Below are 23,717 nucleotides of genomic sequence, written 5' to 3'. Positions count from 1 at the left end.
ATGCCAGACTACGATTATATCCGCAGCGGCGACGCGATCTACGAGCGTTCCTTTGCGATCATCCGCGCCGAAGCCGATCTTTCGCGCTTCACCGAAGATCAGGCCGAAATTGCCGTGCGCATGATCCATGCCTGCGGGCTGGTCGAGGCGGCCGAACATTTCCTGTTCTCCGCCGATCTCGTCAGTGCCGCGCGCGACGCGCTGAAGGGCGGGGCGCCGATCTTCTGCGACGCGGAAATGGTATCCCAGGGCGTGACCCGGGCGCGGTTGCCGGCGCTGAACGAGGTGATCTGCACGCTGCGCGATCCCGCCACCCCGGAATTTGCGCGCGAGACCGGCAATACGCGATCGGCCGCCGCCATGCATCTCTGGCTCGATCGGCTCGGCGGAAGCGTCGTGGCGATCGGCAATGCCCCGACCGCGCTGTTTCATCTGCTCGAACTCCTGCGCGACGGCGCTCCGAAACCCGCAGCAATTCTCGGCATGCCTGTCGGCTTTGTCGGCGCGGCGGAATCGAAGGATGCGCTGGCGGAGAATTCCTACGGCGTACCCTTTGCCATCGTGCGCGGCCGGCTCGGTGGCAGCGCCATGACGGCAGCCGCCATCAATGCATTGGCGAGGCCGGGCCTATGACCACAAGCGGCCGTCTTATCGGCGTCGGCACGGGTCCCGGCGACCCCGAGCTTCTGACCCTCAAGGCCGTACGCGCCATCGAAAGCGCTGACGTGATTGCCTATTTCGCCAAGCAGGGCAGGGGGGGCAACGGCAAGGCGATCGTCGAACCACTGCTGAAATCCGGCGTGACGCTGCTACCGCTTTACTATCCCGTCACCACCGAGATCGACAAGAACGACGAACGCTACCAGAGCCTGATCACCGAATTCTACGACCGGTCCGCCGAAGCCGTCGCCGGCCATCTCGATGCCGGGCTGACCGTCGCCGTGCTCAGCGAGGGCGATCCGCTGTTTTACGGCTCCTATATGCATCTGCATATCCGGCTTTCCCAGCGCTACCCGACCGAGGTCATCCCCGGCATCAGCGCCATGTCGGGTTGCTGGTCCCTGGCGGGCATGCCCATCGTCCAAGGTGACGATGTGCTTTCCGTACTGCCCGGTACGATGGCGGAGACCGAGCTGACGCGCCGTCTCGCCGATACGCAAGCCGCCGTCATCATGAAGGTCGGCCGCAATCTGCCGAAGATCCGCCGGGCCTTGGCGGCGGCCGGCCGGCTTGCCGAAGCCGTCTATGTCGAGCGCGGCACCATGGCGAATGCGGCGATGGAAAAGCTTGCCGACCGGACCGACGGCGACGCGCCGTATTTTTCGCTGGTGCTGGTGCCGGGCTGGGAGAAGAGCCGATGAGCGGCAGGCTTTTCGTGATCGGCACCGGCCCCGGTAATCCCGAGCAGATGACGCCGGAAGCGCTGGCCGCTGTCGAAGCGGCGACGGATTTCTTCGGTTACGGACCCTATCTCGACAGGCTGCAGCTCCGCGACGATCAGCTGCGGCATGCCTCGGACAATCGCGAGGAGCTGGGCAGGGCAGGGGCCGCACTTTCGATGGCGGCAGACGGCGCCATGGTTTGCGTCGTCTCCGGCGGCGACCCCGGCGTCTTTGCCATGGCTGCTGCCGTCTGCGAGGCGATCGAGAACGGCCCGGGAGCATGGCGGGCGGTCGATCTCACCATCCTACCCGGCATCACGGCGATGCTGGCCGTGGCGGCAAGAGCCGGGGCGCCGCTTGGCCACGACTTCTGCGCCATATCGCTGTCTGACAATCTAAAGCCTTGGAATATAATAGAAAACCGCCTTGAATTGGCAGCCAAGGCCGGTTTCGCGATCGCCCTCTATAATCCGATCAGCCGGGCGCGGCCTTGGCAACTCGGCGAAGCCTTCAAGCTGCTGCGCGACCATCTGCCCGCAACGACGCCGGTTATTTTCGGGCGCGCGGCCGGGCGGCCGGACGAGCACATTGCCGTACAGCAGCTGTCGCAGGCCGATGCGTCGATGGCCGATATGGCGACCTGCATCATCATCGGCTCTGCCGAGACGCGGATCGTCACGCGGCCCGGCAGGCTGGACCTTGTCTATACGCCGCGTTTTATGGCGGGGGGAACGAGGTGATCGATCGTCGCCAGCGCCGCCTCGACAGTGTCGACCGTCTTGACTGTGGACGCCGAGGCGCGTGCCACCATCATTACCTCGATGCCGAGCAGGCGGGCTGCCTCAATCTTCGCATAGGTCGCGGCCCCGCCGCTGTTCTTGGCAATGATGGCGTCGATGTGGTGCTGCTTCAGCAAAGCGCTTTCGCCTTCCAGCGTGAACGGGCCGCGATCGAGGAGATAGTCGACATTCGCGAGCGCAAGCGGCCGTTCGACAGGATCAACGCTGCGGATGAGATAGAAATGCTGCGCCGCCGCCTCCGCGTGATGCGCACCCTGCCGGCCGGTCGCCAGAAAGACATGGCGGGGGGAGGGGCCGAGCGCTTCGATGGCAGCCGGGATGCTCTGCACCTCGCGCCAGCGATCGCCCGGCTGGCGTTGCCATTCGGGACGGCGCAGAGCGATTGTGGTTATGCCGCTGGTCTCGGCGGCAAAGGCGGCATTGGCGGAAATGCGCTCGGCGAAAGGATGCGTGGCGTCGATCAGCAGATCATATCCGCCGGCCTTCAGAAAATCGGCGAGCGCCGCAGCACCGCCGAAACCGCCGATGCGAACCGGAACCGGCTGCGCGGCCGGTTTTTCGGTGCGGCCGGCCAGCGACAGAAGAACATCGCAATTTCCCCGTGCCGCCAGGCTTCCGGCGAGCAGACGCGCCTCGCTGGTGCCGCCGAGGATCAGAATGCGAGGTCTTCCCATGTCTGATGTCTCTCCTCGTTGCGGCCCGCGTTGGCTGACTATTATCGGCATCGGCGAAGATGGTCTAGCAGGGCTCGGTGAAGAGGCGAGAAGCCTGATCGCGACCGCCCCTGCCGTCTTCGGTGGCGCGCGCCACCTTGCGCTTGCTGCATCGCTGATATCGGGCGAAAAGTTTTCCTGGCAGAGCCCGGTCGAGCGCTCAATCGATGCCGTCCTTCAAAGGCGTGGAACGCCGGTCGTCGTGCTTGCCTCCGGCGACCCGTTTCTCTACGGCGTCGGCGCAACGCTCTCCCGCCATGTCGCGACGGAAGAGATGCGCACCATCCCGGCGCCGTCGGCCTTCAGCCTAGCCGCGTCGCGTCTCGGCTGGCCGCTGCAGGACGTCGTGACGATTTCGCTGCATGGTAGGCCGATCGACCTGATCCGGTCGCATCTGCACCCCGGGCGGCGCATCATCGCGCTGACCTCGGACGAGGACGGGCCGGGCGATCTGGCTGCCCTGCTTGCCGCCGTGGGTTTCGGTCAGTCGCAGCTTACCGTACTCGAGGCGCTTGGCGGTGATCGGGAACGGCAGAGAAGCACCATGGCAGCCGATTTCGATCTCACCGACGTCGACCCGCTGAACGTCTGCGCACTCGAAATCGCGGCAGGAGAGGGGGCGCGCATTCTGCCTTGTGCCGCAGGAATCGAGGACGCGCTGTTCGAGCATGACGGGCAGATCACCAAACGCGAAATCCGGGCGGTGACGCTGTCGGCGCTGGCGCCGCGTCACGGCGAACTGCTCTGGGATATCGGCGCCGGCTCGGGATCGATCGGCATCGAGTGGATGCTGGCCGATCCGTCGCTGAAGGCAATCGCCATCGAACAATCGCCGGAGCGGGCCGCACGGATTGCCCGCAACGCCTCCACCTTCGGCGTACCGCATCTCGCCGTCGTCGAAGGCACGGCGCCCGATGTACTGACGGGCCTGCCGGAACCGGATGTAATCTTCCTCGGCGGCGGCGGCAGCGAGCCGGGTGTTGTCGATGCCGCGATTGCCGTGCTGAAGCCGGGAGGCCGGCTCGTTGCCAATGCGGTGACGCTGGAGATGGAAGCCGTGCTGCTTACCGAATATGCCAACCGCGGCGGCTCGCTCACACGGATCGAAATATCGCGCGCCGAGGCCATCGGCAGCATGAGCGGCTGGCGGCCGGCGATGCCGGTGACGCAGTGGCGCTGGACGAAAGGATAACGGGATGACGGTGCATTTCATCGGCGCGGGGCCGGGTGCTGCGGATCTGATCACGGTGCGTGGCCGCGACCTCATCGCTCAATGCCCGGTCTGTCTCTATGCCGGTTCGATCGTCTCGCCGGAACTGCTGCAATATTGCCCGCCGGATGCGCGTATCGTCGATACCGCGCCGATGTCACTCGACGAGATCGAGGCGGAATATCTGCGCGCCGCTGCGGCCGGACAGGACGTCGCCCGGCTGCATTCCGGCGATCTCTCGGTCTGGAGTGCGGTGGCCGAGCAGGTACGCCGGCTGCAAAAACACGGCATCGCCTATACGATGACGCCTGGTGTTCCGGCCTTTGCGGCGGCCGCCTCGGCGCTCGGGCGCGAGCTGACAATCCCATCAGTGGCTCAAAGCCTGGTGCTCACCCGCGTTTCCGGTCGCGCCTCGCCGATGCCGAACGACGAAACACTGGCGAAATTCGGCGCAACCGGAGCGACGCTGGCGATCCATCTGGCAATCCATGCGCTGAAGCAGGTGGTGGAGGAATTGACGCCGCTTTACGGTGTCGACTGCCCGGTGGCGATCGTCGTCAAGGCCTCTTGGCCGGACGAGCGCATCCTGCGCGGCAGGCTTTCCGATATCGAGGCAAAGGTTGCGGCCGAACCGATCGAGCGCACGGCGATCATCTTCGTCGGCCCTTCGCTCGCCGCGGAGGATTTTCGCGAGAGTTCGCTCTATGATCCGGCCTATCAGCGCCGGTTCAGAGGCCGGGAATAGCGGCTGCATAGTCCTGACGCCGTTGGCGGGATCAGGACGCTTTGCTCCGGTCCCAAACCCGCGCGGTCAGATAATCCATGCTGGCGCGAAGCGCGCCGGCCGGGTCCTTGACCGCATGCACTTCGGCTGCGAAGGGCTCGAAGGAGAACGGACCCTCATAACCCGCCTGCAGCAGCGCCTTGATCTGCCCGGCATTGTCGAGCCGGTCGTCGCCGTCGACGAGCACGCGATGGGAATCGCGCATATCGGCAACGGAAACGGCAGGGTCACTAACGCCGGAGATGTGCACGAGGCCGGAAAGCTCCGGGAAGGTCGCTGCTTCGCCGGCAAGGTGATGGTGGAAGGTGTCGTGGACGAGCTTGAAGGTCGATTGCGCGCCGAGCTCCTTGATCGCCTCTGCCGCCTCGCTCTTCGAGCGCAGCGAGCAGATCTCAAAGCCGAGCGGCTCAACGAGACCGATAATGCCGGCCTTATCAAGCATCGGCTTCAGCGCCGTCAGAGACTGGCGCAGATTGGCCTGCCGTTCACCGTGTGCACGGCCGGTGCCGTCGTTCTTCGGAACCAGCACGAGCGCCTTGGCGCCGCAGGCGCTGGCATAATCGATCAGTTCCTGCGCTTCCCCAGCGCGGGTTGCATTCCACTCGTTGAAACGCTGCAGGGCGTTGATCGAGATGATCGTCAGCCCATGGCGGGCGGCCGCTTGCCTGATCGCTTCGGGCCTGGTGCCGTCGAGAATGGCATTGCCGGAAAGGTCGTTGCGGATTTCGACCGAGTCGATGCCGAGCGATTTGGCCAGCGCGAAAAATTCGTCGATCGCAAGCGACGGCGCGGCCATATGGTTGAGCGCAAAGCGGATCGAAGTCATGACGGATATATCCTCCTCGTCTCCGCAGCATGAGCGGAGCAGTCCTGTGATTGGGTCGGCGAATCTCTATCGGAATTCGCGTGGCAATCCATCGGTCTTCGCCGCCGTCGGCTTTCATTTCTGAAAGAATTTCAGCCGAGATGATAGAATTCCATCATTTCTCAAATGTTCTCTGAGATATGAATATCGAAGGGCAGGAAGAACTGTCCGGGAACAGCCGTTTCGCTGTTTTCGATCGCGCTCGTCATCAGCACCATCAGCTCTTTGCAAAGCGCGGGCAGGGGCGTGCCGATCGCCATGGCGACGATATCGTCGGCAAGCCCCGCTTTGCTGTCTGGCGTCAGCTCATTGACGACGAGGACGATCTTGCCGCCGAGACTTTCTTCACGGATCGCCGAGATCGCGCCCTCCATGCCGCCGCCACAGACATAAAGGCCGACGAGATTGGGATGTTTCTGCAGCAGCGTCAGCGTCGCCTCATGCGTGATCTCGGGCGTGTCGAGGTTGATCAGCGTATCGATGACGTCGAATTCCGGTGCGTTTTCACGAAAATAGGAGCGAAAACCGATTTCCCGCAGCTCATGGCCGTGAAAGCGGTGGCTGCCGACGAAACAAGCGACCTTGCCGGGCGCTCCGGCTGTTTTGGCAATCACCCAGGCAGCGGTGCGGCCGACCTTGCGGTTGTTGACCCCGACATAGGCATTGCGTACGCCTGAGGCGAAGTCGGAGAGCAGCGAGAAGACCGGGACTCCTTTGTCCTTCAACTCCTCGATGGCGGTCGTCACCGCCGGGTAGTCGGGCGCGACGAGCGCAACGGCCTGGTTGCGGGCGCCGAGTGCCTTCAGCTTCTCGACGATCGCCGCCGGTGTCGCAGCCGAGGGAAAGTCGATCTGCGTTTGGATGCGGGCGCTGGTCACCATACGCGCTGCGGTTTCGATCTCGCGCACGAAGCTCTGGTAGAAGGACTGCGTTGGTTTCTGCAGCAGGAAAGCGAGCTTGTATTGCGGCAGATCTTCGAAGACGCGCTGCCGGATCAGGCCGACGGCGTGATAGCCGATCGACTGCGCCGCGTCATAGACCCGCCGCGCCGTTTCCTCCCGCACGCGGTGACGGGCGTTGAGAACCCGGTCGACGGTGGCGACGCTGACGCCGGAGGCGCGGGCAAGATCGGATATTGTCGGGCGGCGCATCGGCGGTCCTGATGGATTCAATCATTTATGCAAGCCACTCTTGATGGCTTTTGATAGATTGCATCAAACCTGCATTGAGTGCCTCCCAAAGTCAACCTATCCTCGCCGGCAACAGCATAACGGGAGGCGGATGATGGCGACCCAGACAAGGAAACGTGACTACGACCTGCTCGGCGAAAGCGGCCGCACCGCCGTCGAGACAGGGCTGGCAGCGGCCGAATGGTATCACACCGACGTTGCGCGCAAGGAGATGAAGGCGCTGATGCAGCGCTCCGATGCGCCGGCGATCCGTGACACGGTCATCTGGCTCGGCAGCATGGCGGTTCTTGCCGGGCTCGGCGTCTATTTCTGGGGGTCATGGGTCGCGCTGCCCTTCTTCCTCGCCTATGGCGTGCTCTACGGCTCGGCTGCCGACAGCCGCTGGCACGAATGCGGTCACGGCACCGCCTTCAAGACGCGCTGGATGAACGATGCCGTCTACCAGATCGCCTGCTTCATGATCATGCGCAATCCGGTGACCTGGCGCTGGAGCCACACGCGCCATCACACCGATACGGTCATCGTCGGCCGCGATCCCGAAATCGCCGTCATGCGGCCGCCCGATCTCTTCCGGGTCACCCTCAATTTCTTCGGCATTCTCGACGTCTGGCATGCGCTGGTCGACATGCTGCGCAATGCCTGCGGCGTCGTCAGCGCCGCGGAAAAGACCTTCATTCCCGAGATGGAGCAGCCGAAGGCGATCCGCATCGCCCGCATCTGGCTGGCGATCTATCTCGCCACGATCGCAGCTGCGATCGCCATGGGTTCGATCCTGCCGTTGATGCTGATCGGCCTGCCGCGCCTTTACGGCGCCTGGCACCATGTGCTGACCGGCCTGCTGCAGCATGGCGGCCTTGCGGACAACGTCATCGACCATCGGCTGAACAGCCGCACGGTCTATATGAACCCGATAAGCCGCTTCATCTACTGGAACATGAACTACCATGTCGAACATCACATGTTTCCGATGGTGCCCTATCACGCGCTGCCCCAACTGCACGCGATGATCAAGCATGACCTGCCGGCGCCGAACCCGTCGATCTGGTCTGGCTACCGCGAGATGATCCCGGCCTTCCTGCGCCAGCTGCGCAACGAGGATTATTTCCTGAAGCGCGAACTGCCGACGACCGCACGGCCCTATCGCGAGGAATTCCACAACGAGCTGGCCCCGGCCGCGCAATAGTCACGATTAAGGGAGGACATAATGAGCGGAAATTGGATCGAGGTCTGCGGCAAGGACGAGATCGACGAAGAGGATGTCATCCGATTCGATCATGGCGGGCGCACCTTTGCGGTCTATCGCAGCCCGGACGACGAATTCTTCGCGACCGACGGGCTTTGCACGCATGAACATATTCACCTCGCCGACGGCTTGGTGATGGACGAGATCATCGAATGCCCGAAACATAATGGCCGCTTCAACTACAAGACGGGCGAAGCCAAGGGCGCACCGGTCTGCGTCAATCTCAAGACCTATCCGGTCAAGATCGAAGACGGTGCCGTCTTCATCTCGCTCTGAGGGAGGCCGGCGTGGCTCATTTCGTCATCCTGGGAGCCGGCGAATGCGGTGCGCGCGCTGCCTTTGCCTTGCGGGAAAAAGATTTTGACGGCGAGATAACGCTGGTCGGCGCCGAACCCCTCCATCCCTATGAACGGCCGCCGCTTTCGAAGGCGGGTTCTGCCGATGCCACCGATCCGAAATTCATCGCCGCGGTGGAAAAATACGCGGAGAACGGCATCGGGCTGCTAACCGGCCTGGAGGCGAGGGATCTCGACACGGCATCCAAGAGCGTGACGCTTTCGGACGGGATGACGCTCTCCTACGACAAGCTTCTGCTGGCGACCGGCGCAGCCGCGCGTTCGTTCCCCGGCGCGCCGGAGGGTAGCCCGCATTTTCGCTCGCTGCGAACCCATCATGATGCGGCGGCGCTGCGTGATGTCATGAAGCCTGGACGGCATATCGCCATCATCGGCGGCGGATTCATCGGGCTGGAACTTGCGGCGACGGCGCGGCTGCTCGGTGCCGACGTCACCGTCATCGAGGGGCTGGAACGTGTGCTGAAGCGCGGCGTGCCGGAGGAGATCGCCCATCTCATCACCGAGCGCCACCGCGCCGAGGGCGTCGATATCCGCTGCGGCGTCTCGATCGCGGCGCTGACCGACGAAGGCGGAAAAGCCGTGATCAGATTGTCGAGCGGCGACGTGATCGAAGCCGACCTCGCCCTTGTCGGCATCGGCGCGCGGCCGAATGTGGAGATCGCCGAAAAGGCAGGGCTCACGATCGAAAACGGCATTGCCGTCGACACCTACCTCCAGACATCGGCCCCTGACGTCTTTGCGGCCGGTGACTGCTGCTCCTTTCCGCTGTCGATCTATGGCGGCCGGCGGGTGCGGCTTGAATCCTGGCGCAATGCCCAGGAGCAGGGCACATTGGCAGCGGCCAACATGCTCGGGCTCAATGAAGCCGTTTCATCGGTGCCGTGGTTCTGGTCGGACCAATATGACATGACGCTGCAGATATCAGGCCTTGCCGAAGGCGCTGCCACGCAGCAGCGCCGCGAGCTCGGGGCAGGCGCCTTCATTCTCTTCCATCTCGACGCCGACGGACGATTGATCGCCGCAAGCGGCATCGGGCCCGGCAATGCGGTGGCCCGCGACATCCGCCTCGCCGAAATGCTGATCGCGGCGCGCGCTCATCCGGACCCGGCGGCACTTGCAGCCAGCGACATCAAACTGAAATCCCTCTTGGCCGCCTGAGCCTCCCAATATTTTCAAAGGAATTGACAATGAAGAAACATAAGCGCGCGACGGTCGCCGATCTGCTTGCCGAAAAGGGCAAGCGCCAGCTCACCATGCTGCGCGTGACGTCGCTGGAGGAGGCGGAAGCTGCCGAAAAGGCGGGGATCGACATCGTCTCCGTACCGCCTTCGCTGCTCGGCCCGGTCTTTCGCGAAATCGCTCCCACCCCCTTTGCCATTCCGGGGCTCGAATATGGCGATCTTGTCTCGGCTGAAGATTATCTGCGCGCCGCCTTTACGGCGCTGAAGGCCGGCGGCGATGCGGTCTATTGCGCTGCAAGTCTGCAGACGATCCGGCGCATGCGCGACGAGGGCATTCCCGTCTGCGGCCATCTCGGGCTGATCCCGTCGAAGGCGACCTGGACCGGCGGTTTCCGCGCCGTCGGCAAGACGGCGGCAAGTGCGGCCGAGATCTGGCGGCAGACCAAGGCGCTGGAAGAGGCCGGCGCCTTCGCCGCCGAAATCGAAGTGGTGCCCGGCGATGTCGCTGCCACCATCAGCAGCAACACCTCGATGCTGATGATCTCCATGGGCGCCGGCGGCGGCTGCGACGCGCAATATCTCTTCGCCGACGACGTGCTCGGCGCCAATCGCGACCACTATCCGCGCCATGCCAAGATCTATCGCGACTTCGCCGCCGAACACGACCGGCTGCAGCGCGAACGCATCGCCGCCTTCACGGAATTCGCCGAGGATGTTCGGACCGGCGCCTATCCGGAGAAACGCCATCTCGTCGGTATCGATGAAGCGGAACTGAAGATTTTCCTGGATGGGCTGGCCGTCGAGACGGGAAATAGCTGAGGGCAATGCCGGTCTGATCGTTGCCTTCGCTTCCGCTCCATTGGCTTCCGTCCCGGCCTGTGTCAGGAATGACCCATTCGGAACGGAGTATTCGGTCCCCTGTGACGATCGGCTTTGCGCATGCGGAATTGATTGCGGTGCTCGTCGCGGTGACGGGGGACGAGCCGCGCGTGATGACCATCCGCTCCGGCAATGCGCTGCCATCAGGCCCTTTCGAAATGGGCCATCGCACCTTGCAATCGGGCCTGCGCGAATGGGTGCAGGAGCAGACCGAGCATCCCGTCGGCTATCTCGAACAGCTCTATACCTTCGCCGACCGCGACCGCAACAACGACATCCCGGGCGGGCGGACGATCTCGATCAGCTATCTCGGCCTCGTCAACGAACAGTCGGGTGCCGGCCGGCCGGGATGGCATGGCTGGTACGAATACTTCCCCTGGGAAGACCATCGGCAGGGCCGCCCAGTCGTGCTTGACGAGATCATGGCGCGTCTAAAGATCTGGGCCGATGCCGATCCGGCCCGGCGCGACCATCGCCATCGCCGGGCCGATTTCACCTTCGGCCTCGACGGCGGCGGCTGGAATGAGGATCTCGCCTTGCAGCGCTACGAATTGCTCTATGAAGCCGGGCTCGTTTCCGAAGCCGGATGTGCTGGCGAAGCCAATCTCGGCCGGGCGATGTTTGCCGATCACCGCCGCATTCTAGCGACCGGGATCGCCAGGCTGCGCGCCAAGATCAAATACCGCCCCGTTGTCTTCGAACTGATGCCGGACAGCTTTACCCTCTTGCAGCTGCAGCGCACCATCGAGGCCTTGGCGGGTCTGACGCTGCACAAGCAGAATTTCCGCCGCCTGATCGAACAGCAGGAACTGGTCGAGGAAACCGGCGGCACGGAAAGCGAAACCGGCGGCCGGCCGGCCAAGCTCTTCCGCTTCCACCACACGGTGCTCGAAGAACGCGCGCTGGCCGGAACGAAATTACCGCTCTCCCGCAATTGACATATGCTCATCGTGAGAATATCTATTTGCCTATGATATGCTCAACTAGAGCATAATTAGGAGCCGGTCATGAACCACCCTGTTTCCGCATCCTCGCTCTACCAGCGCGTCAGCCGCGTCATTCCCAAAGCCGAATGGATGTCGTTCGAGAACGACGTCGACGCCATCCTCGAGCTGAAGCGCCGCCGCAACGCCGTCATTCTGGCGCACAATTATCAGACCCCGGAGATCTTCCACGGTGTGGCGGATATCGTCGGCGACAGCCTGGCGCTCGCCCGCAAGGCGATCGAGGTCGATGCCGACGTGATCGTGCTGGCCGGCGTGCATTTCATGGCCGAGACCGCCAAGCTGCTGAACCCCGAGAAAACCGTGCTGATCCCGGATCTCGGCGCCGGCTGCTCGCTGGCGGATTCGATCACGCCAGAGGATATTGCGCTCTTGCGCCAGGCCCATCCCGGCGTGCCCATCATCACCTATGTCAATACCTCGGCCGCGGTGAAGGCCGCCTCCGACATCTGCTGCACCTCGGGCAATGCCAAACAGGTGGTGGAATCGCTCGGCGTGCCGAAGGTGCTGATGATCCCGGACGAATATCTGGCGCGCAACGTCGCCCGCGAGACTGACGTCGAGATCATCGCCTGGCACGGCCATTGCGAGGTGCATGAACTCTTCACTGCAGAAGACGTGCGCCAGCTGCGCGAAAACCATCCCGGCGTGACGGTGCTCGCCCATCCCGAATGCCCGCCCGAGGTCGTGGCCGAAGCGGATTTCGCCGGCTCGACCGCGGTGATGTCGGACTATGTCGGCAGCCGAAAGCCGGCCCGCGTCGTGCTGCTCACCGAATGCTCGATGAGCGACAATGTCGCCGTGCATCATCCCGACGTCGAGTTCATTCGCCCCTGCAATCTCTGCCCGCACATGAAGCGGATCACGCTTGGCAATATCCGCGCCGCCCTTGAGGAAAACCGCCACGAGGTGACGGTCGATCCGGCGATTGCGGTGGCCGCGCGCCGCGCCGTCGAGAGGATGCTGGCGATATGACCGAGGTTTTCGACCATCTTGCCGGACGCACGGTGATCGTCGGCAGTGGCCTTGCCGGGCTGATGACGGCGCTGACGCTGGCGCCTGAACCTGCCGTCATCGTCACCCGTGCCGCCCTTGGCGCGGAAACGTCGAGCGCCTGGGCACAGGGCGGCATCGCCGCCAGCATGGGCGCCGACGACAGCGCGGCGCTGCACCTTGCCGACACGCTTGTCGCCGGCGACGGGCTCTGCGATCCGGCCGTGGCCGCCGGCATTATTGTCGAGGCGCCGGCAGCGATCGCCGCGCTGGAACAAGCCGGGGTGCGTTTCGACAGGAATGCCGCCGGCGAACTCTCGCTTGGGCTGGAGGCCGCCCATAGCCGCCGCCGCATCGTCCATGCCGAAGGCGACGGCTCGGGTGCGGCGATCGTCGCCGCGCTGGTGCGGGCGGTGATGCAGACGCCTGCCATCACCGTGCTCGAAGGCTTCGAGGCGCGGCGGATATTGATGGACGGCGAGCAGGTGGCCGGCCTGCTCTGCGCGACCGCGAAGGGGGCGGTCATCCTGCCGACGTCGAAGGTGGTGCTCGCCACTGGTGGCATCGGAGGGCTTTACGACGCGACCACCAATCCGATGGGCAATTTCGGCCAGGGCATCGCGCTGGCGGCCAGGGCAGGTGCAGATCTCGCCGACATGGAATTCGTCCAGTTCCATCCGACGGCGCTCAATTCCAGCCGCAGGCCCTTGGCGCTCGTCAGCGAAGCGGTGCGCGGCGAGGGGGCCGTGCTCGTCAACGAACGCGGCGATCGGTTCATGGCCCGCATATCAGGCGCCGAGCTGGCGCCGCGCGATGTGGTGGCGCGCGCCATCAGCGCCGAAATCGCCCGCGGCGGCAAGGTCTTCCTCGACGCCCGCGATGCGCTCGGCAGCCGGTTTGCCGCACGCTTTCCCGTCATCTCGACCCTTTGCGGCGAGGCCGGCATCGATCCGGCGAAAGACCTCATTCCGGTGCGCCCGGCCGTTCACTATCACATGGGCGGCGTTGCCACCGACGCCAATGGCCGCAGCTCGGTCCCCGGTCTCTGGGTCGCCGGAGAGGCGGCCTCGACCGGCCTGCACGGCACCAATCGGCTCGCCAGCAATTCGCTGCTGGAGGCGGCGGTGATGGGCATGCGGGCAGCGCGCGACATATCGGGCTTGCCGGCACGGGGGACCAGCGCCGTCCTCGCCGAGGAGCTGCCGGTGCCGGCCGATGCATCGCTCGTCCGGCCGATCGTCTCGCGCCATCTCGGCGTGTTGCGCAGTGCCGGCGCCGTTGAGGGCGCGATCGCCGCCTTGCTGCCGCTTGCCGAAGGCGACGGCCCTGCCGCCGATCCTGGAATCGTCGCGCTGCTGATCGCCGTCTTTGCCAGCCTGCGGATGGAATCGCGCGGCGCCCATGCCCGCACCGATTTTCCGCTGAAGCTCGGCGCTGCCGACCGGTGCCGCATGCGCCTTTCCCAAGCGCTGGGGATCGCCCGTGCGACCCCGCCCTATGCCCTTGCCAGGAGTGCCTGAGATGAGCCTCGTTCCGCTTCAGCGCCTGATCGTCGAACCCTTGGTCCGGGCGGCCCTGCTCGAAGATCTCGGTCTTGCCGGCGACATCACCTCGGCGTCGGTCATCCCCCACGATCATCGCTCGACGGTGGTGATGGCCGCCCGCCAGCCGGGCGTAATCGCCGGTCTCGATGCGGCCGAACTCGCTTTCACTCTCGTCGATCCGGAGATCGTCATGCGCCGCCAGCTCCAGGACGGCGATGCGGTCAAGCCGGGCGACGTGATCGCCACCATCGAAGGTCCCTCACGCGGCCTGCTGACGGCTGAGCGCACTGCGCTGAATTTCCTCGGCCATCTCTCCGGCATTGCGACGGTGACGGCAGAGATTGCCGGCGCCATCCGCGACACCAAAGCCTCCGTCGCCTGCACGCGCAAGACGACGCCGGGGCTCCGGGCGCTGGAGAAATATGCGGTGCGGGCCGGCGGCGGCATGAACCACCGTTTCGCGCTCTATGACGCGGTGCTGATCAAGGACAATCACGTCGCAATCGCCGGCGGCGTCACCGAGGCGATCCGCCGGGCACGGGCCGGCGTCGGCCATCTGGTGAAGATCGAGGTCGAAGTGGACACTCTCGACCAGCTGCGCGCAGCGATGGAGACTGGCGTCGACGCCGTTCTGCTCGACAATATGACGCCCGCTCAACTGCGCGACGCCGTCGCCATCGTCGCCGGCCGGGCGATCACCGAGGCCTCCGGCCGGGTCACGCCGGCAACGGCTGCCGCAATCGCGGCTTCCGGCGTCGACCTCATTTCCGTCGGCTGGCTGACGCACAGCGCCCCGGTGCTGGACATCGGGCTCGATTTCGTCGGGGCGGCGGTGAACTGACGATCATGACACCATAAATAGCAGTTGCGCGAAATCGGATGCCGACATAGAACAAACAAAGAACGTTTCGCAAATCGGAGGTTTACGTGATCGATCACACCGGAATCACCGTGAGCGATTTCGCGCGCTCCCAAGTATTTTACACCGCCGCTCTTATGCCGCTCGGCTACAGGTTGCTCAAAGATCTGGGTGTTGCTGCCGGCTTCGGTGTAGCAGAAGGTTTTGGCCGCAGCTTGGATCCGGGCGGTGATTTCTGGATTTCCCGAGGCGAACTGCATCATCCCCGCGTCCATATCGCCTTCGCTGCAGAAAGTCGTGCTGTGGTGGACGCTTTTTACAATGCCTCTCTGTCCGCCGGGGGACGGACAACGGTCCGCCCGGACTGCGCCCGCATTATCATGCAGATTACTATGCTGCCTTCGTCCTCGACCCTGACGGCTACAACATCGAGGCGGTTTGCCACCTTCGATAAAGCAGAGACGATCGGCGGCTTTGTCCAGCTGCAGCCGCAGTCCCACTTTCGGTTGAAGGTGTAAACTATCGAGTGCCTTGATCCGTGTCAGGTCTTTCGGGCGCCATCTACCTCGCGGTTGCAAGAGCATGGCCGCATCGGGGCGGACGCGGGCAGCACTCTCGACAACGCGATCGTCAGCGCCGATGTCCTTCGTCGACGCACATTAAGCTGACAGGAGTTCGCTCACGGCAAGGACCTTACCGTAGCCAGCAGCAAGCGCGCCCATATATGCGGCATGAACCTGCGCGGCCGAGATGAGCTGGCCATCAAAACTGAGATCACGGGTGGCGCAGGCGTCATGGACGATGATGGTGTCATAGCCGTAATCAACAGACGCACGGCTGGTGGCATCGATGCACATATGGCTCATCGCGCCGACCAGCACGACCTCCTGGATACCTTCTGCGTCCAGCTGCTGCTTCAGGTCCGTTTCCCGGAATGAGTTTGGATAGTGCTTTGTGATGACGGTTTCACCGCTCTTTGGTTCAACGGCTGGTATGAAATCGACACCCGTTGTGCCCCTCGCAAAAAACGGAGCATCGGCTCTGCCTTCGTGGCGTATATGGATCACCCTGTCCCCGGATGCGCGTGCGGCGTCTAACACTTTGACTGCATTGGCAGTTGCCTGATCAATTCCGACAAGAGCGTGTCTTCCCGATGACAGATAATCCTTCTGAAGGTCGATGGCGATGATTGCACGCTTGCTCATGTGATTGTTCCTTTTCAATTCGTCAGGTGCCCTGGATATCCGCTTCTCCCTTGTGATAGGAGTGGCGATATCGACAAAGTTCGGGGTGATATTGCCATGAGACAGTTTCCGACAGAAATCGGTATCCTGGTCTATCCAGGCTCGCAGGCGGCGGCAGTCCTGGGCATGACCGACCTCCTGACTTACGCTGAGAGACAAACCAGACTGCAAACCGATGGCAAAATGCCTTCGCTAAGGATCACGCATTGGCAAAAAGAGCCGAACGACAGCATTCCAACGTGCATTTTCGACACCTCGCCCGGGAAAGAGAACGCCCCGAGCGTCCTCGTTATCCCACCCGGTTTAGGAGAGCTTGCTTCGAAAGAGACTGCGAGTGAATATTCCAAATGGCTGCATGCGCTTCACGCGCAAGGCACCTGCCTTGCCTCAGTGTGCAAAGGGGCCTTCCTACTTGCAGAGACCGGATTGCTGACCGGTCGAACCGCAACCACGCATTGGGCTTATGAAGAGGAATTCCGATTGCGGTTCCCGAAAGTTGTCGTCGATACTGATCGGCTCATCATCGATGACGGTGATTTGATAACGGCAGGCGGCGCCATGTCATGGATCGACCTGACCCTCAGACTTGTCGACCGTTTTCTCGGCCCATCCATCATGATCAGCATAGCGCGCGCATTTGTGATTGACCCCCCGGGGCGCGAGCAAAGGAACTACAGCGCCTTTTCACCCAGGCTCGATCACGGAGACCTGGCTATTTTGAAGGTTCAACATTGGCTTCAGGCGCATGATGGCAAGGAGATGAGTCTTGCCGCTTTGTCCGCTCAAGCAGGACTTGAGCGGCGGACGTTCATTCGTCGCTTCCAAAAAGCGACGGGACTCACAACGGGGGATTACATCCAGCGGCTTCGCGTCGGCAAGGCACGCGAGCTTCTGCAGTTCGGCAAGCTGCCTGTCGAAAAGATCGCGTGGGAGGTCGGTTACAACGATCCGAGCGCTTTTCGTAAAGTTTTCGGCAAAATTACAGGTCTTTCTCCCGGTGACTATCGACAGCGCTTCGGTGTCAAAGGGGCCGAACAAGCGCCTTACAAAATCAGTGGCAGGCCGACTCCATATTGAAATATATTTGGTGACAGTGCCGCATCGGCACGCGAATCGTCTCTCATGGAAAATATCGGCAAAGCATCTTCTCGGCGAGCGACACGTGAAAATGCAAATATTCGCTGAAACTTCTTCTTTTACCGCTATGCGCGGCGCTCTTATAGTTCTAACATCATTTCTGCGGCGGCTGCGTTTGCGCGCCTTGGCTTTCAGGGGTGAGAACCGGGATGCAACGGACATCCGGACAGATGTCGACGAACAGGCTGTGCCTGCTCGGAAGACCGAGGCTGCTGGCAGCGGGGAGGGAACTCCCCTTGCCGGAGAAGTCTTATTTTCTCCTCGCCATGCTCGCCGCCGAAGCCAATCTCGAACTGGACCGCGAAACCGTCAGGCGACAGCTCTGGCAATCGGAACTGCCGGAAAAGCGTGCCGGCAGCCTGCGCCAGCTGCTGTCGCGTATCGAACAGAGCATTCCCGCCGACCTTCCGCCGCTGCTTGCCGCAACCCGAACCCATATCGGGCTTGCGGACGGCTGGGAGGTCGACGTTCATCTCCTGAAGCAGAAAGCGCCGCTCGCCCCCGAAGACAGCGATATGCTGAACGGCGAATTGCTGGAAGGCGCCAAATCGCCGACGCAGGGCGCCGAGGACTGGCTGACCTTTGAGCGCCAGCGTATCGACGAATTGCGCTCCGCCCATCTCACCCGGCTGATCGAGACGTCGGAAGACAGGTCGGACGAGGAGCAGGTCGCACTTGCCAAGCGCCTGCTGGAACTCGATCCTGCCAGTGAGACGGCCTATCGCGCCTTGATGCGCACCCATGTCAGGATGAACGATCCGGCTGCGGCCCGCCAGGCCTATCTGAAGTGCAAGAGCCAGCTGAAGGACGACTTCGACACCGAGCCGGAGGAAAGCACCACAGCGCTCGCCCGCGAACTCGGCCTGATCCCGGCAGCACAAGCGGCAGTGCCGGAGCGCCCATCGGCGCCGGGAATGTTTGCCGATCTGCTTGGCCAGCCGCGCATCATCATCCTGCCGCCGGAAAGCATCTTCACCGATCCGCTGATGGAGCGCGTCGGCAGGGCGCTTCTCGAAGACGTCACCATCGGCCTCAGCCAGCAGCGCGGCTTCAAGGTGATTGCGGCGCATACGAGCCTGGAGATCCTCAGCCGCTCGATCGATCCCGCGCGTGCCGTGCCCGGCCCGCTCGACCTCAGCTTCGACTATGCGGTCTACGTCACCATTCAGGGCCGCGACGAGGATGTCTTTGCGACTTGCCGGCTGACCCGGACGACGACGTCGGAGGTGATCTGGGCCATCGAACTGCCGCTGGTCATGCAGAAGATCAGCGAGTCCTTCACCCATCTGACGCGGCGGATCGTCTCCTCGCTCGCCGACACGATCGAGCGCCACGAATTGGCGATGCCAATTGGCGAGGCGCCGGCCTCTGCCTATCGTCTCTATCTCGAAGGCAAGCGGCTGATCGCCCATACCGACCTGCAGCATCTGCGCCAGGCGCGCAAATGGTTCAAATCCTCGCTCAATCGTTATGAGCATTTCTCGGCCGCCCATGCCGGCGTGTCACGCGCACTCGGCATGGAATGGCTGATCCGCGGCATGCGCGACAAGGAACTGCTCGATGAGGCCAACGGTGCCGCCCGCCTTGCGCAGCAGTCCGACCCGAACAGCGGCCGGGCCTACCGCGAGCTTGGCTTTGTGGCGCTTTATCGCCGCCGCTTCGACGAAAGTCTGGAATATTTCCAGCAGGCCCAGGATCTCAATCCCAACGATGCCGACATCCTCGCCGATTTTGCCGACGCGCTTTCCCATGACGGCGATTTCGACCGGGCGCTGGAGCTCAGCCGCGCGGCCTTCAAGCTCAATCCACTGCCGCCGGACTATTATTACTGGAACCTCGGCGGCATCCACTTCATGCGCGAAGAGTATGAAAAGGCGATCGAGGCGCTGGAACCGGTGAAGACCAAACAGGCGACGGCGAGACTGCTTGCCGCCTCGCATGCGATGGCGGGCGACAAGGGCAAGGCCGAGAACTATGCCCGGACGGTGCTGGAAAACTTCCCCGATTTTCGCAGCGAGGACATCCGTCATTTCGTCCCCGATCGCGATCCCGCCTTCACCGAACCGCTGATAAAAGGCCTGCAACTCGCCGGTCTTCCCTGATTGCATCGCCTTTTAACGAAGCCTGTAACGCTTAAATGACGCGGGCAATGTTTCTCTCCAATGGTTAACGGCAGCGAGCTGCCCGACCAATTGGAGATGGAACATGAAGACGAATGCTGAAACCACCGCAGTTCAGACACAGTCCCTGCGCTTCTCTGCAGCTGCCAGAGCAGCGATGAAACAAGATGAACTCAACGTTTCCGCCAATGCGCTCGAGAGCCTGACGCATGCGCTGAGGTTCCGTTAAGGACGAGACCGGTATGTCCGCTTTCGCCGATCTAGAGCAATTCCAGCAAAAGTGTGAAGCGGTTTTGCGTCCGGAATTGCGTGAAAACAAAAAGATAGAACATTTTCTTGATTCGAAGAAAAACGGAAATGCTCTCGAAACGCTTGCCGGTGACCTCAAACGATCATCGGCCGGCGTCAGCGATTATCATGACCGCGCCGTCACGCCTGCTCAGACACTTGCAGCCATCAGGCCGCATCTGCGCGAATTCGGCATCACGCGCGTCGGCCTGCTGACCGCTCTGGACGTCTTGAACATCCCGGTCGCCTTCGCGACGCGGCCGAACAGCCATACGCTCTCGGTCTTCCAGGGCAAGGGTATCGACAACGATGCCGCCATGACCTCGGCCGCCATGGAAGCGATCGAGACGCGGATCGCCGAAATCCCACCCGCCGATGTGACGCTGGCGACGACCGCAAGCATGCGGGCGGAACATGCCGCCATGATCGATCTCGACAATGTCGCCCGTTGCGCGCCAGACGAGATCGGCAACGGTCTCATTCCCTGGTGCTCCGGGCTCGACATCCTTTCCGGCAGCACTGTCTACGTGCCCTGGTGGCTCGTCGGCCTCGACCATTGCGGCGAAAGGCCGCCGGGCTTCGAGCAGTCGAGCGATGGACTTGCCTCCGGCAACACACCGTCCGAAGCGGTCCTGCATGGACTTTGCGAGCTGGTGGAACGTGACGCCTGGGCCTTAACCCAGCTGAAATCGCCGCAGCAACTGAAGGAAAGCCGCATCGATCCCGCCTCCTTCGGCGATGCGGTCATCGACATCATGACCGATCGGATCACCCGCGCCGGCATGCGGCTGCTGCTGCTCGACATGACCACGGATATCGGCATTCCCGCTTTTCTGGCCGTCATCATGCCAGGCAATCTTTCCGACCGTGTCGACGCGCGCTGGGCGCATGTCTGCGGCGGCTGCGGCTGCCACCCCGACCCCGTGCGCGCGGCGCTGCGCGCCATCACCGAAGCGGCGCAGAGCCGGTTGACCGCGATTGCCGGCAGCCGTGACGATTTCTCGCCGCGCATCTATCAGCGGCTCGACCAGAGTGCGGCGATGCAGCAGGTGGTCGAGCTCTGCGAGGGCGACGGCCGGATGCGCGCGTTCCAGGCCCGTCATTGCCGCGCTGCGACGATCCAGGAAACCATCGGCGAGATTGTCGAGCGGCTGGCGGCAAGCGGCATCGAACAGATCATCGTCGTGCCGTTTGCGCATCGGACCCTGCCGGTCTCGGTCGTCAGGGTGATCGTGCCCGGCCTGGAGGTCGATATCTCGGGCCAGTACATCCAGCTCGGCATGCGGGCAGTCAACACCATGAGAGGAGCCCAGCCATGAAGGTGCTGTTCGTAGGCCCCAGCCTTGGCAGCGATCTTGCCGCGGCGAGAGCCATGTCTCCTCGCATCGATTTCCGGCCGCCGGCCGCCTGCGGCGATATCCTCAAGGCCGTTCACGACGGCGCCACCGCGATCGGCCTCGTCGACGGTTATTTCGGCGATCTGCCCTCGGTCTGGCACAAGGAAATTCTGTTCGCGCTCGAACATGATGTCGCCGTTGCCGGCGGCGCCAGCATGGGCGCGTTGCGGGCGGCCGAATGCGCGCCCTTCGGCATGGTCGGGCTTGGCTCGATCTTCGAAGATTACGAGGCCGGGCGGCTGCTCGACGACGAAGCCGTCGCGCTGGTGCATGCACCGCAGGCGCTGGGTTGGCTGCCGCTCTCGGTGCCCTGGGTCGATTTCGAGCCGACGATCGATGCGCTTCTTGCCAATGGCGAGATCTCGTCGGGCGAGCGCAAGAAACTGCTGCTTGCCGGCCGTTTCCTACATTTTTCCGAACGCACCTATGCCAAGGTCGTCGACGAGTGCCATTTCCGCAAGCCGCGCCGCGACCAGATCCTCGCCGCTGTCCGCCAGAATCGCGTCGAGCGCAAGCGCAGCGACGCCCGGCTGGTGCTGGATTGGCTGCGCCGGGACGAATTCCTGCCCGTTAACCGTGACTGGCGCTTTGCCGCGACCTCGCATTGGGAGCTGCTGCACGCCGAAGTCACGCGCAATGCGGTTCCTGTAACGCTTGAATAACGGTAACGGCAGAAAGATGCAGTGGTGATGGAATCGTAGGGTTTCACGGCCAAAGGGGCGGGAACGATGTTTGAACAACGCAACGAAGCTACAGGCAGCGAATACGCAAGGATCTTCCGGCTGCTGTCGGCAGCCAAGGAGGAGGCTGAAAAGCTTCAGCTGCGGAATCTGATGCACCTGACGAACATGGCGCTGCTGCAGGTCGTCATCGATTGGGACGGCATAGATCCCGACAGGGAGCTAGACGTCAATCTCGAAAAGCTGCTCGGCAGCAAAGCCAAGATCGCAATGAAGGACGCCAGCGAGAATCTGATCCTGATCGATCGCCACTGACCCTTATGCGGATCGGCTTAAGGACAACGGCCTATTCGGCCGCTTCGCTATCCAGCTGTTCGGTGTTGGCAATCGCCTGAACGAGCTTCAGGATCTTCTTGCGAAGAGCTTCGTTCTTGATCGAAAAGAACGCCGCATTGAGAAGCACGCCTTCGCGCGAAATAATGAATTCTTCGCTCGGAGCCGGGTTGTCGTTGGCCGTATCGGGGGCCGACAGGTCGTCGAAAAACGTCCTGACATCGACCTTCAGCGCGCCGGCGATTTCAACCAGCATGCTGGCGGAAACGCGGTTGGAACCCTTTTCGTATTTCTGGATCTGCTGGAACGTTACACCAACCCGATCGCCCAGTTCCGTCTGAGAAACTTTCCTTAGCAGACGCTGGATACGGATGGTCTTTCCGACGTGAACATCGACGGAATGCGGTTCTTCTTTCATTTTTTCCCTCCTGAGGACATCGGATTAGAAGTATTCGCCAAATCCGTGTCTGACAACTTTTACCTGAGATGGCTAAAGCTAGCAATTGCTTGGTGGTAAGTCGTCCCAAACCGAAACACTGCGTCGCTTCGTCCTTACACAAGCAAAAGACATGCCAAAGTAGCACTTTTATAAGGCACAGCACATCACGTGATTTCGTGACGTCAAAGCGACCAGAGACGCTGTGCATTGGCGGAAAGCAGCTTGGACCGCTCCGTCTCGCTGCTGCCGGAAAGCACGGCGTGGGTCGCCGCGACCCAGGTAGAGAGGCCGCCGCCGAGCGTGCAGACCGGCCAGTCGCTGCCCCAGACGACACGATCCCAGCCGAAACTTGCAATCACATGTTCGATATAAGGCCGCAGAGTTTGCGCCGTCCATGTCTCGGCATCGGCATAGGCAACGACGCCGGACACCTTGCAGACGACGTTTGGCCGCCGGGCAATCTCCGATAGGCCGACTTTCCATGGCTCGAAGGCATCGGAGCGGATATCCGGCACGCCGCAATGGTCGAGCACGAACTGCACATCCGGCGCGAGATCGACGAGGGCGCTCACGCGGCCTGCCTGGTGCGGCAATGTGCAGAGGTCGAAGGTCTGGCCGCTGCCGCCAAGGCGGCGGATATTTTCGCGAAACAGGGCGCCTTCCGACACGTCGTCGGGCACGACATGCAGCACGCGGCGGAACCCCTTGACGAAGGAATCGGCCTTTTGCCGCTCGAGATAGGCGGCAAAGCCTTCCTCTTCCGGCCGGCAGGAGACGATGGCGCCGGCAATCAGGCTGCCTTCCTTTCTGGCGATACCGGCGATGTGGTCTGTCTCGCCCTGCATCGCGGCGGGATCAACGTCGACCTCCATGTGCAGCGCCGTGGTGATGCCGCAGCGCCGCGCCTCGGCCGCATAGGTCTCATAGAGAAAATCATGATCGAGATCGGGCACCTGGGAAAGCCAGGGATAGGGCAGTGCTGAGCGATCGATGATGTGCAGATGGGTGTCGATGAGCACGCTTTTCTCCTCCAAGGCAGGCTGTACCGCAAGCTATCCCCGGTGAATGGATTGTTC

At 62.7% G+C, this 23,717-nt stretch carries 25 protein-coding genes and 1 pseudogene; 20 read left to right on the top strand and 6 right to left on the bottom strand.

From position 1 onward, the window contains the following. Genes HJB82_RS27395 through HJB82_RS27385 form a run of 3 tightly spaced genes read left to right on the top strand, consistent with a single transcriptional unit; the run spans position 1 to position 2,122 of the window. A complete protein-coding gene (locus tag HJB82_RS27395) occupies positions 1-633 on the top strand; it encodes a precorrin-8X methylmutase (protein ID WP_221142049.1) in 633 nt (210 codons plus the stop codon). Further along, a complete protein-coding gene (locus HJB82_RS27390) occupies positions 630-1,361 on the top strand; it encodes a precorrin-2 C(20)-methyltransferase (RefSeq protein ID WP_207585416.1) in 732 nt (243 codons plus the stop codon). Before HJB82_RS27395 ends, HJB82_RS27390 begins: the two co-directional genes overlap by 4 nt. Next, positions 1,358-2,122 (top strand): precorrin-3B C(17)-methyltransferase, encoded by a 765-nt coding sequence (locus HJB82_RS27385; protein WP_221142047.1) that lies wholly within the window; start codon positions 1,358-1,360, stop codon positions 2,120-2,122. Before HJB82_RS27390 ends, HJB82_RS27385 begins: the two co-directional genes overlap by 4 nt. Here HJB82_RS27385 and HJB82_RS27380 read toward each other — a convergent pair. Continuing rightward, on the bottom strand, positions 2,086-2,856 hold the full coding sequence (locus HJB82_RS27380) for a cobalt-precorrin-6A reductase (protein WP_207585414.1): 771 nt from the start codon (positions 2,854-2,856) through the stop codon (positions 2,086-2,088). The genes HJB82_RS27385 and HJB82_RS27380 overlap by 37 nt on opposite strands. On the opposite strand from HJB82_RS27380, the gene cbiE reads away from it, so the two are divergent. Together cbiE and cobM are read left to right on the top strand one after the other, a co-directional pair. Beyond that, the gene (cbiE, locus tag HJB82_RS27375; protein ID WP_221142045.1) at positions 2,855-4,087 is read left to right on the top strand and encodes a precorrin-6y C5,15-methyltransferase (decarboxylating) subunit CbiE; all 1,233 of its coding nucleotides are present in this window, start codon (positions 2,855-2,857) and stop codon (positions 4,085-4,087) included. The genes HJB82_RS27380 and cbiE overlap by 2 nt on opposite strands. A 4-nt stretch (positions 4,088-4,091) precedes the next feature. Beyond that, the gene (gene cobM, locus HJB82_RS27370; RefSeq protein WP_221132936.1) at positions 4,092-4,850 is read left to right on the top strand and encodes a precorrin-4 C(11)-methyltransferase; all 759 of its coding nucleotides are present in this window, start codon (positions 4,092-4,094) and stop codon (positions 4,848-4,850) included. Between the two features lie 31 nt (positions 4,851-4,881). Here cobM and HJB82_RS27365 read toward each other — a convergent pair whose 3' ends face one another. Both HJB82_RS27365 and HJB82_RS27360 read right to left on the bottom strand, forming a co-directional pair. Continuing rightward, positions 4,882-5,715 (bottom strand): TIM barrel protein, encoded by an 834-nt coding sequence (locus HJB82_RS27365; protein ID WP_207585411.1) that lies wholly within the window; start codon positions 5,713-5,715, stop codon positions 4,882-4,884. Positions 5,716-5,876: 161 nt separating this feature from the next. Continuing rightward, positions 5,877-6,905: a LacI family DNA-binding transcriptional regulator gene (locus HJB82_RS27360; RefSeq protein ID WP_207585410.1), complete on the bottom strand. Its 1,029-nt coding sequence runs from the start codon at positions 6,903-6,905 to the stop codon at positions 5,877-5,879. A 133-nt stretch (positions 6,906-7,038) separates the two neighbouring features. Here HJB82_RS27360 and HJB82_RS27355 point away from each other — a divergent pair, with 133 nt between their 5' ends. From HJB82_RS27355 to HJB82_RS27315, 9 genes and pseudogenes are all read left to right on the top strand, one after another. After that, positions 7,039-8,127, top strand: a complete 1,089-nt coding sequence (locus HJB82_RS27355; protein WP_207585409.1) for a fatty acid desaturase family protein — start codon at positions 7,039-7,041, stop codon at positions 8,125-8,127. Between the two features lie 21 nt (positions 8,128-8,148). Continuing rightward, positions 8,149-8,463 (top strand): MocE family 2Fe-2S type ferredoxin, encoded by a 315-nt coding sequence (locus tag HJB82_RS27350; protein WP_207585408.1) that lies wholly within the window; start codon positions 8,149-8,151, stop codon positions 8,461-8,463. Positions 8,464-8,474: 11 nt separating this feature from the next. Continuing rightward, positions 8,475-9,701: an FAD-dependent oxidoreductase gene (locus HJB82_RS27345; protein ID WP_221142043.1), complete on the top strand. Its 1,227-nt coding sequence runs from the start codon at positions 8,475-8,477 to the stop codon at positions 9,699-9,701. Positions 9,702-9,730: 29 nt separating this feature from the next. After that, the gene (locus tag HJB82_RS27340; RefSeq protein ID WP_221142042.1) at positions 9,731-10,543 is read left to right on the top strand and encodes a 3-methyl-2-oxobutanoate hydroxymethyltransferase; all 813 of its coding nucleotides are present in this window, start codon (positions 9,731-9,733) and stop codon (positions 10,541-10,543) included. Positions 10,544-10,611: 68 nt separating this feature from the next. After that, positions 10,612-11,541, top strand: a complete 930-nt coding sequence (locus tag HJB82_RS27335) for an NrtR DNA-binding winged helix domain-containing protein (protein WP_221142041.1) — start codon at positions 10,612-10,614, stop codon at positions 11,539-11,541. 69 nt (positions 11,542-11,610) lie between these two features. Further along, positions 11,611-12,582: a quinolinate synthase NadA gene (gene nadA / locus HJB82_RS27330; RefSeq protein WP_207585404.1), complete on the top strand. Its 972-nt coding sequence runs from the start codon at positions 11,611-11,613 to the stop codon at positions 12,580-12,582. Continuing rightward, entirely contained in the window at positions 12,579-14,120 is a 1,542-nt protein-coding gene (locus tag HJB82_RS27325) for an L-aspartate oxidase (protein WP_221142038.1), read from the top strand. Before nadA ends, HJB82_RS27325 begins: the two co-directional genes overlap by 4 nt. Then, positions 14,098-14,985 (top strand): carboxylating nicotinate-nucleotide diphosphorylase, encoded by an 888-nt coding sequence (nadC, locus tag HJB82_RS27320; protein WP_221142036.1) that lies wholly within the window; start codon positions 14,098-14,100, stop codon positions 14,983-14,985. The genes HJB82_RS27325 and nadC overlap by 23 nt, the downstream gene beginning before the upstream one ends. Before the next feature lie 86 nt (positions 14,986-15,071). After that, positions 15,072-15,457, top strand: a pseudogene (locus HJB82_RS27315) (VOC family protein). A 205-nt stretch (positions 15,458-15,662) separates the two neighbouring features. Here the strand turns inward: HJB82_RS27315 and HJB82_RS27310 are convergent. Further along, on the bottom strand, positions 15,663-16,208 hold the full coding sequence (locus tag HJB82_RS27310; protein WP_221132929.1) for a cysteine hydrolase family protein: 546 nt from the start codon (positions 16,206-16,208) through the stop codon (positions 15,663-15,665). Between the two features lie 96 nt (positions 16,209-16,304). On the opposite strand from HJB82_RS27310, the gene HJB82_RS27305 reads away from it, so the two are divergent. The 6 genes from HJB82_RS27305 to HJB82_RS27280 all read left to right on the top strand — a co-directional run bounded on the left by HJB82_RS27305 (position 16,305) and on the right by HJB82_RS27280 (position 22,184). After that, a complete protein-coding gene (locus tag HJB82_RS27305) occupies positions 16,305-17,324 on the top strand; it encodes a GlxA family transcriptional regulator (RefSeq protein ID WP_221142034.1) in 1,020 nt (339 codons plus the stop codon). A 209-nt stretch (positions 17,325-17,533) separates the two neighbouring features. Beyond that, entirely contained in the window at positions 17,534-19,486 is a 1,953-nt protein-coding gene (locus HJB82_RS27300) for a tetratricopeptide repeat protein (protein WP_221168293.1), read from the top strand. 103 nt (positions 19,487-19,589) lie between these two features. After that, the gene (locus HJB82_RS27295) at positions 19,590-19,733 is read left to right on the top strand and encodes a hypothetical protein (RefSeq protein WP_165504814.1); all 144 of its coding nucleotides are present in this window, start codon (positions 19,590-19,592) and stop codon (positions 19,731-19,733) included. 13 nt (positions 19,734-19,746) lie between these two features. Further along, positions 19,747-21,111, top strand: a complete 1,365-nt coding sequence (locus HJB82_RS27290; protein ID WP_246762885.1) for a YcaO-like family protein — start codon at positions 19,747-19,749, stop codon at positions 21,109-21,111. Next, positions 21,108-21,851 carry a TfuA-like protein gene (locus HJB82_RS27285; RefSeq protein WP_207585397.1) on the top strand — a complete coding sequence of 248 codons (744 nt, stop codon included), beginning with the start codon at positions 21,108-21,110 and terminating at the stop codon, positions 21,849-21,851. The genes HJB82_RS27290 and HJB82_RS27285 overlap by 4 nt, the downstream gene beginning before the upstream one ends. A 66-nt stretch (positions 21,852-21,917) precedes the next feature. Next, positions 21,918-22,184: a hypothetical protein gene (locus HJB82_RS27280; protein WP_207585396.1), complete on the top strand. Its 267-nt coding sequence runs from the start codon at positions 21,918-21,920 to the stop codon at positions 22,182-22,184. Positions 22,185-22,215: 31 nt separating this feature from the next. On the opposite strand, the gene HJB82_RS27275 is transcribed toward HJB82_RS27280, so the two are convergent. Next, positions 22,216-22,620 carry a helix-turn-helix domain-containing protein gene (locus HJB82_RS27275; protein WP_207585395.1) on the bottom strand — a complete coding sequence of 135 codons (405 nt, stop codon included), beginning with the start codon at positions 22,618-22,620 and terminating at the stop codon, positions 22,216-22,218. A 203-nt stretch (positions 22,621-22,823) separates the two neighbouring features. Next, positions 22,824-23,660 carry an amidohydrolase gene (locus HJB82_RS27270; protein WP_221132928.1) on the bottom strand — a complete coding sequence of 279 codons (837 nt, stop codon included), beginning with the start codon at positions 23,658-23,660 and terminating at the stop codon, positions 22,824-22,826. Positions 23,661-23,717: the final 57 nt, after the last annotated feature.

Source organism: Rhizobium sp. NZLR10 (genome assembly GCF_019685125.1).
In the GTDB taxonomy this organism is placed as follows: Bacteria; Pseudomonadota; Alphaproteobacteria; order Rhizobiales; family Rhizobiaceae; genus Rhizobium.
The sequence above is the reverse complement of the archived record's forward strand: the minus strand, read 5'-3'. Positions and strand labels throughout refer to the sequence as shown.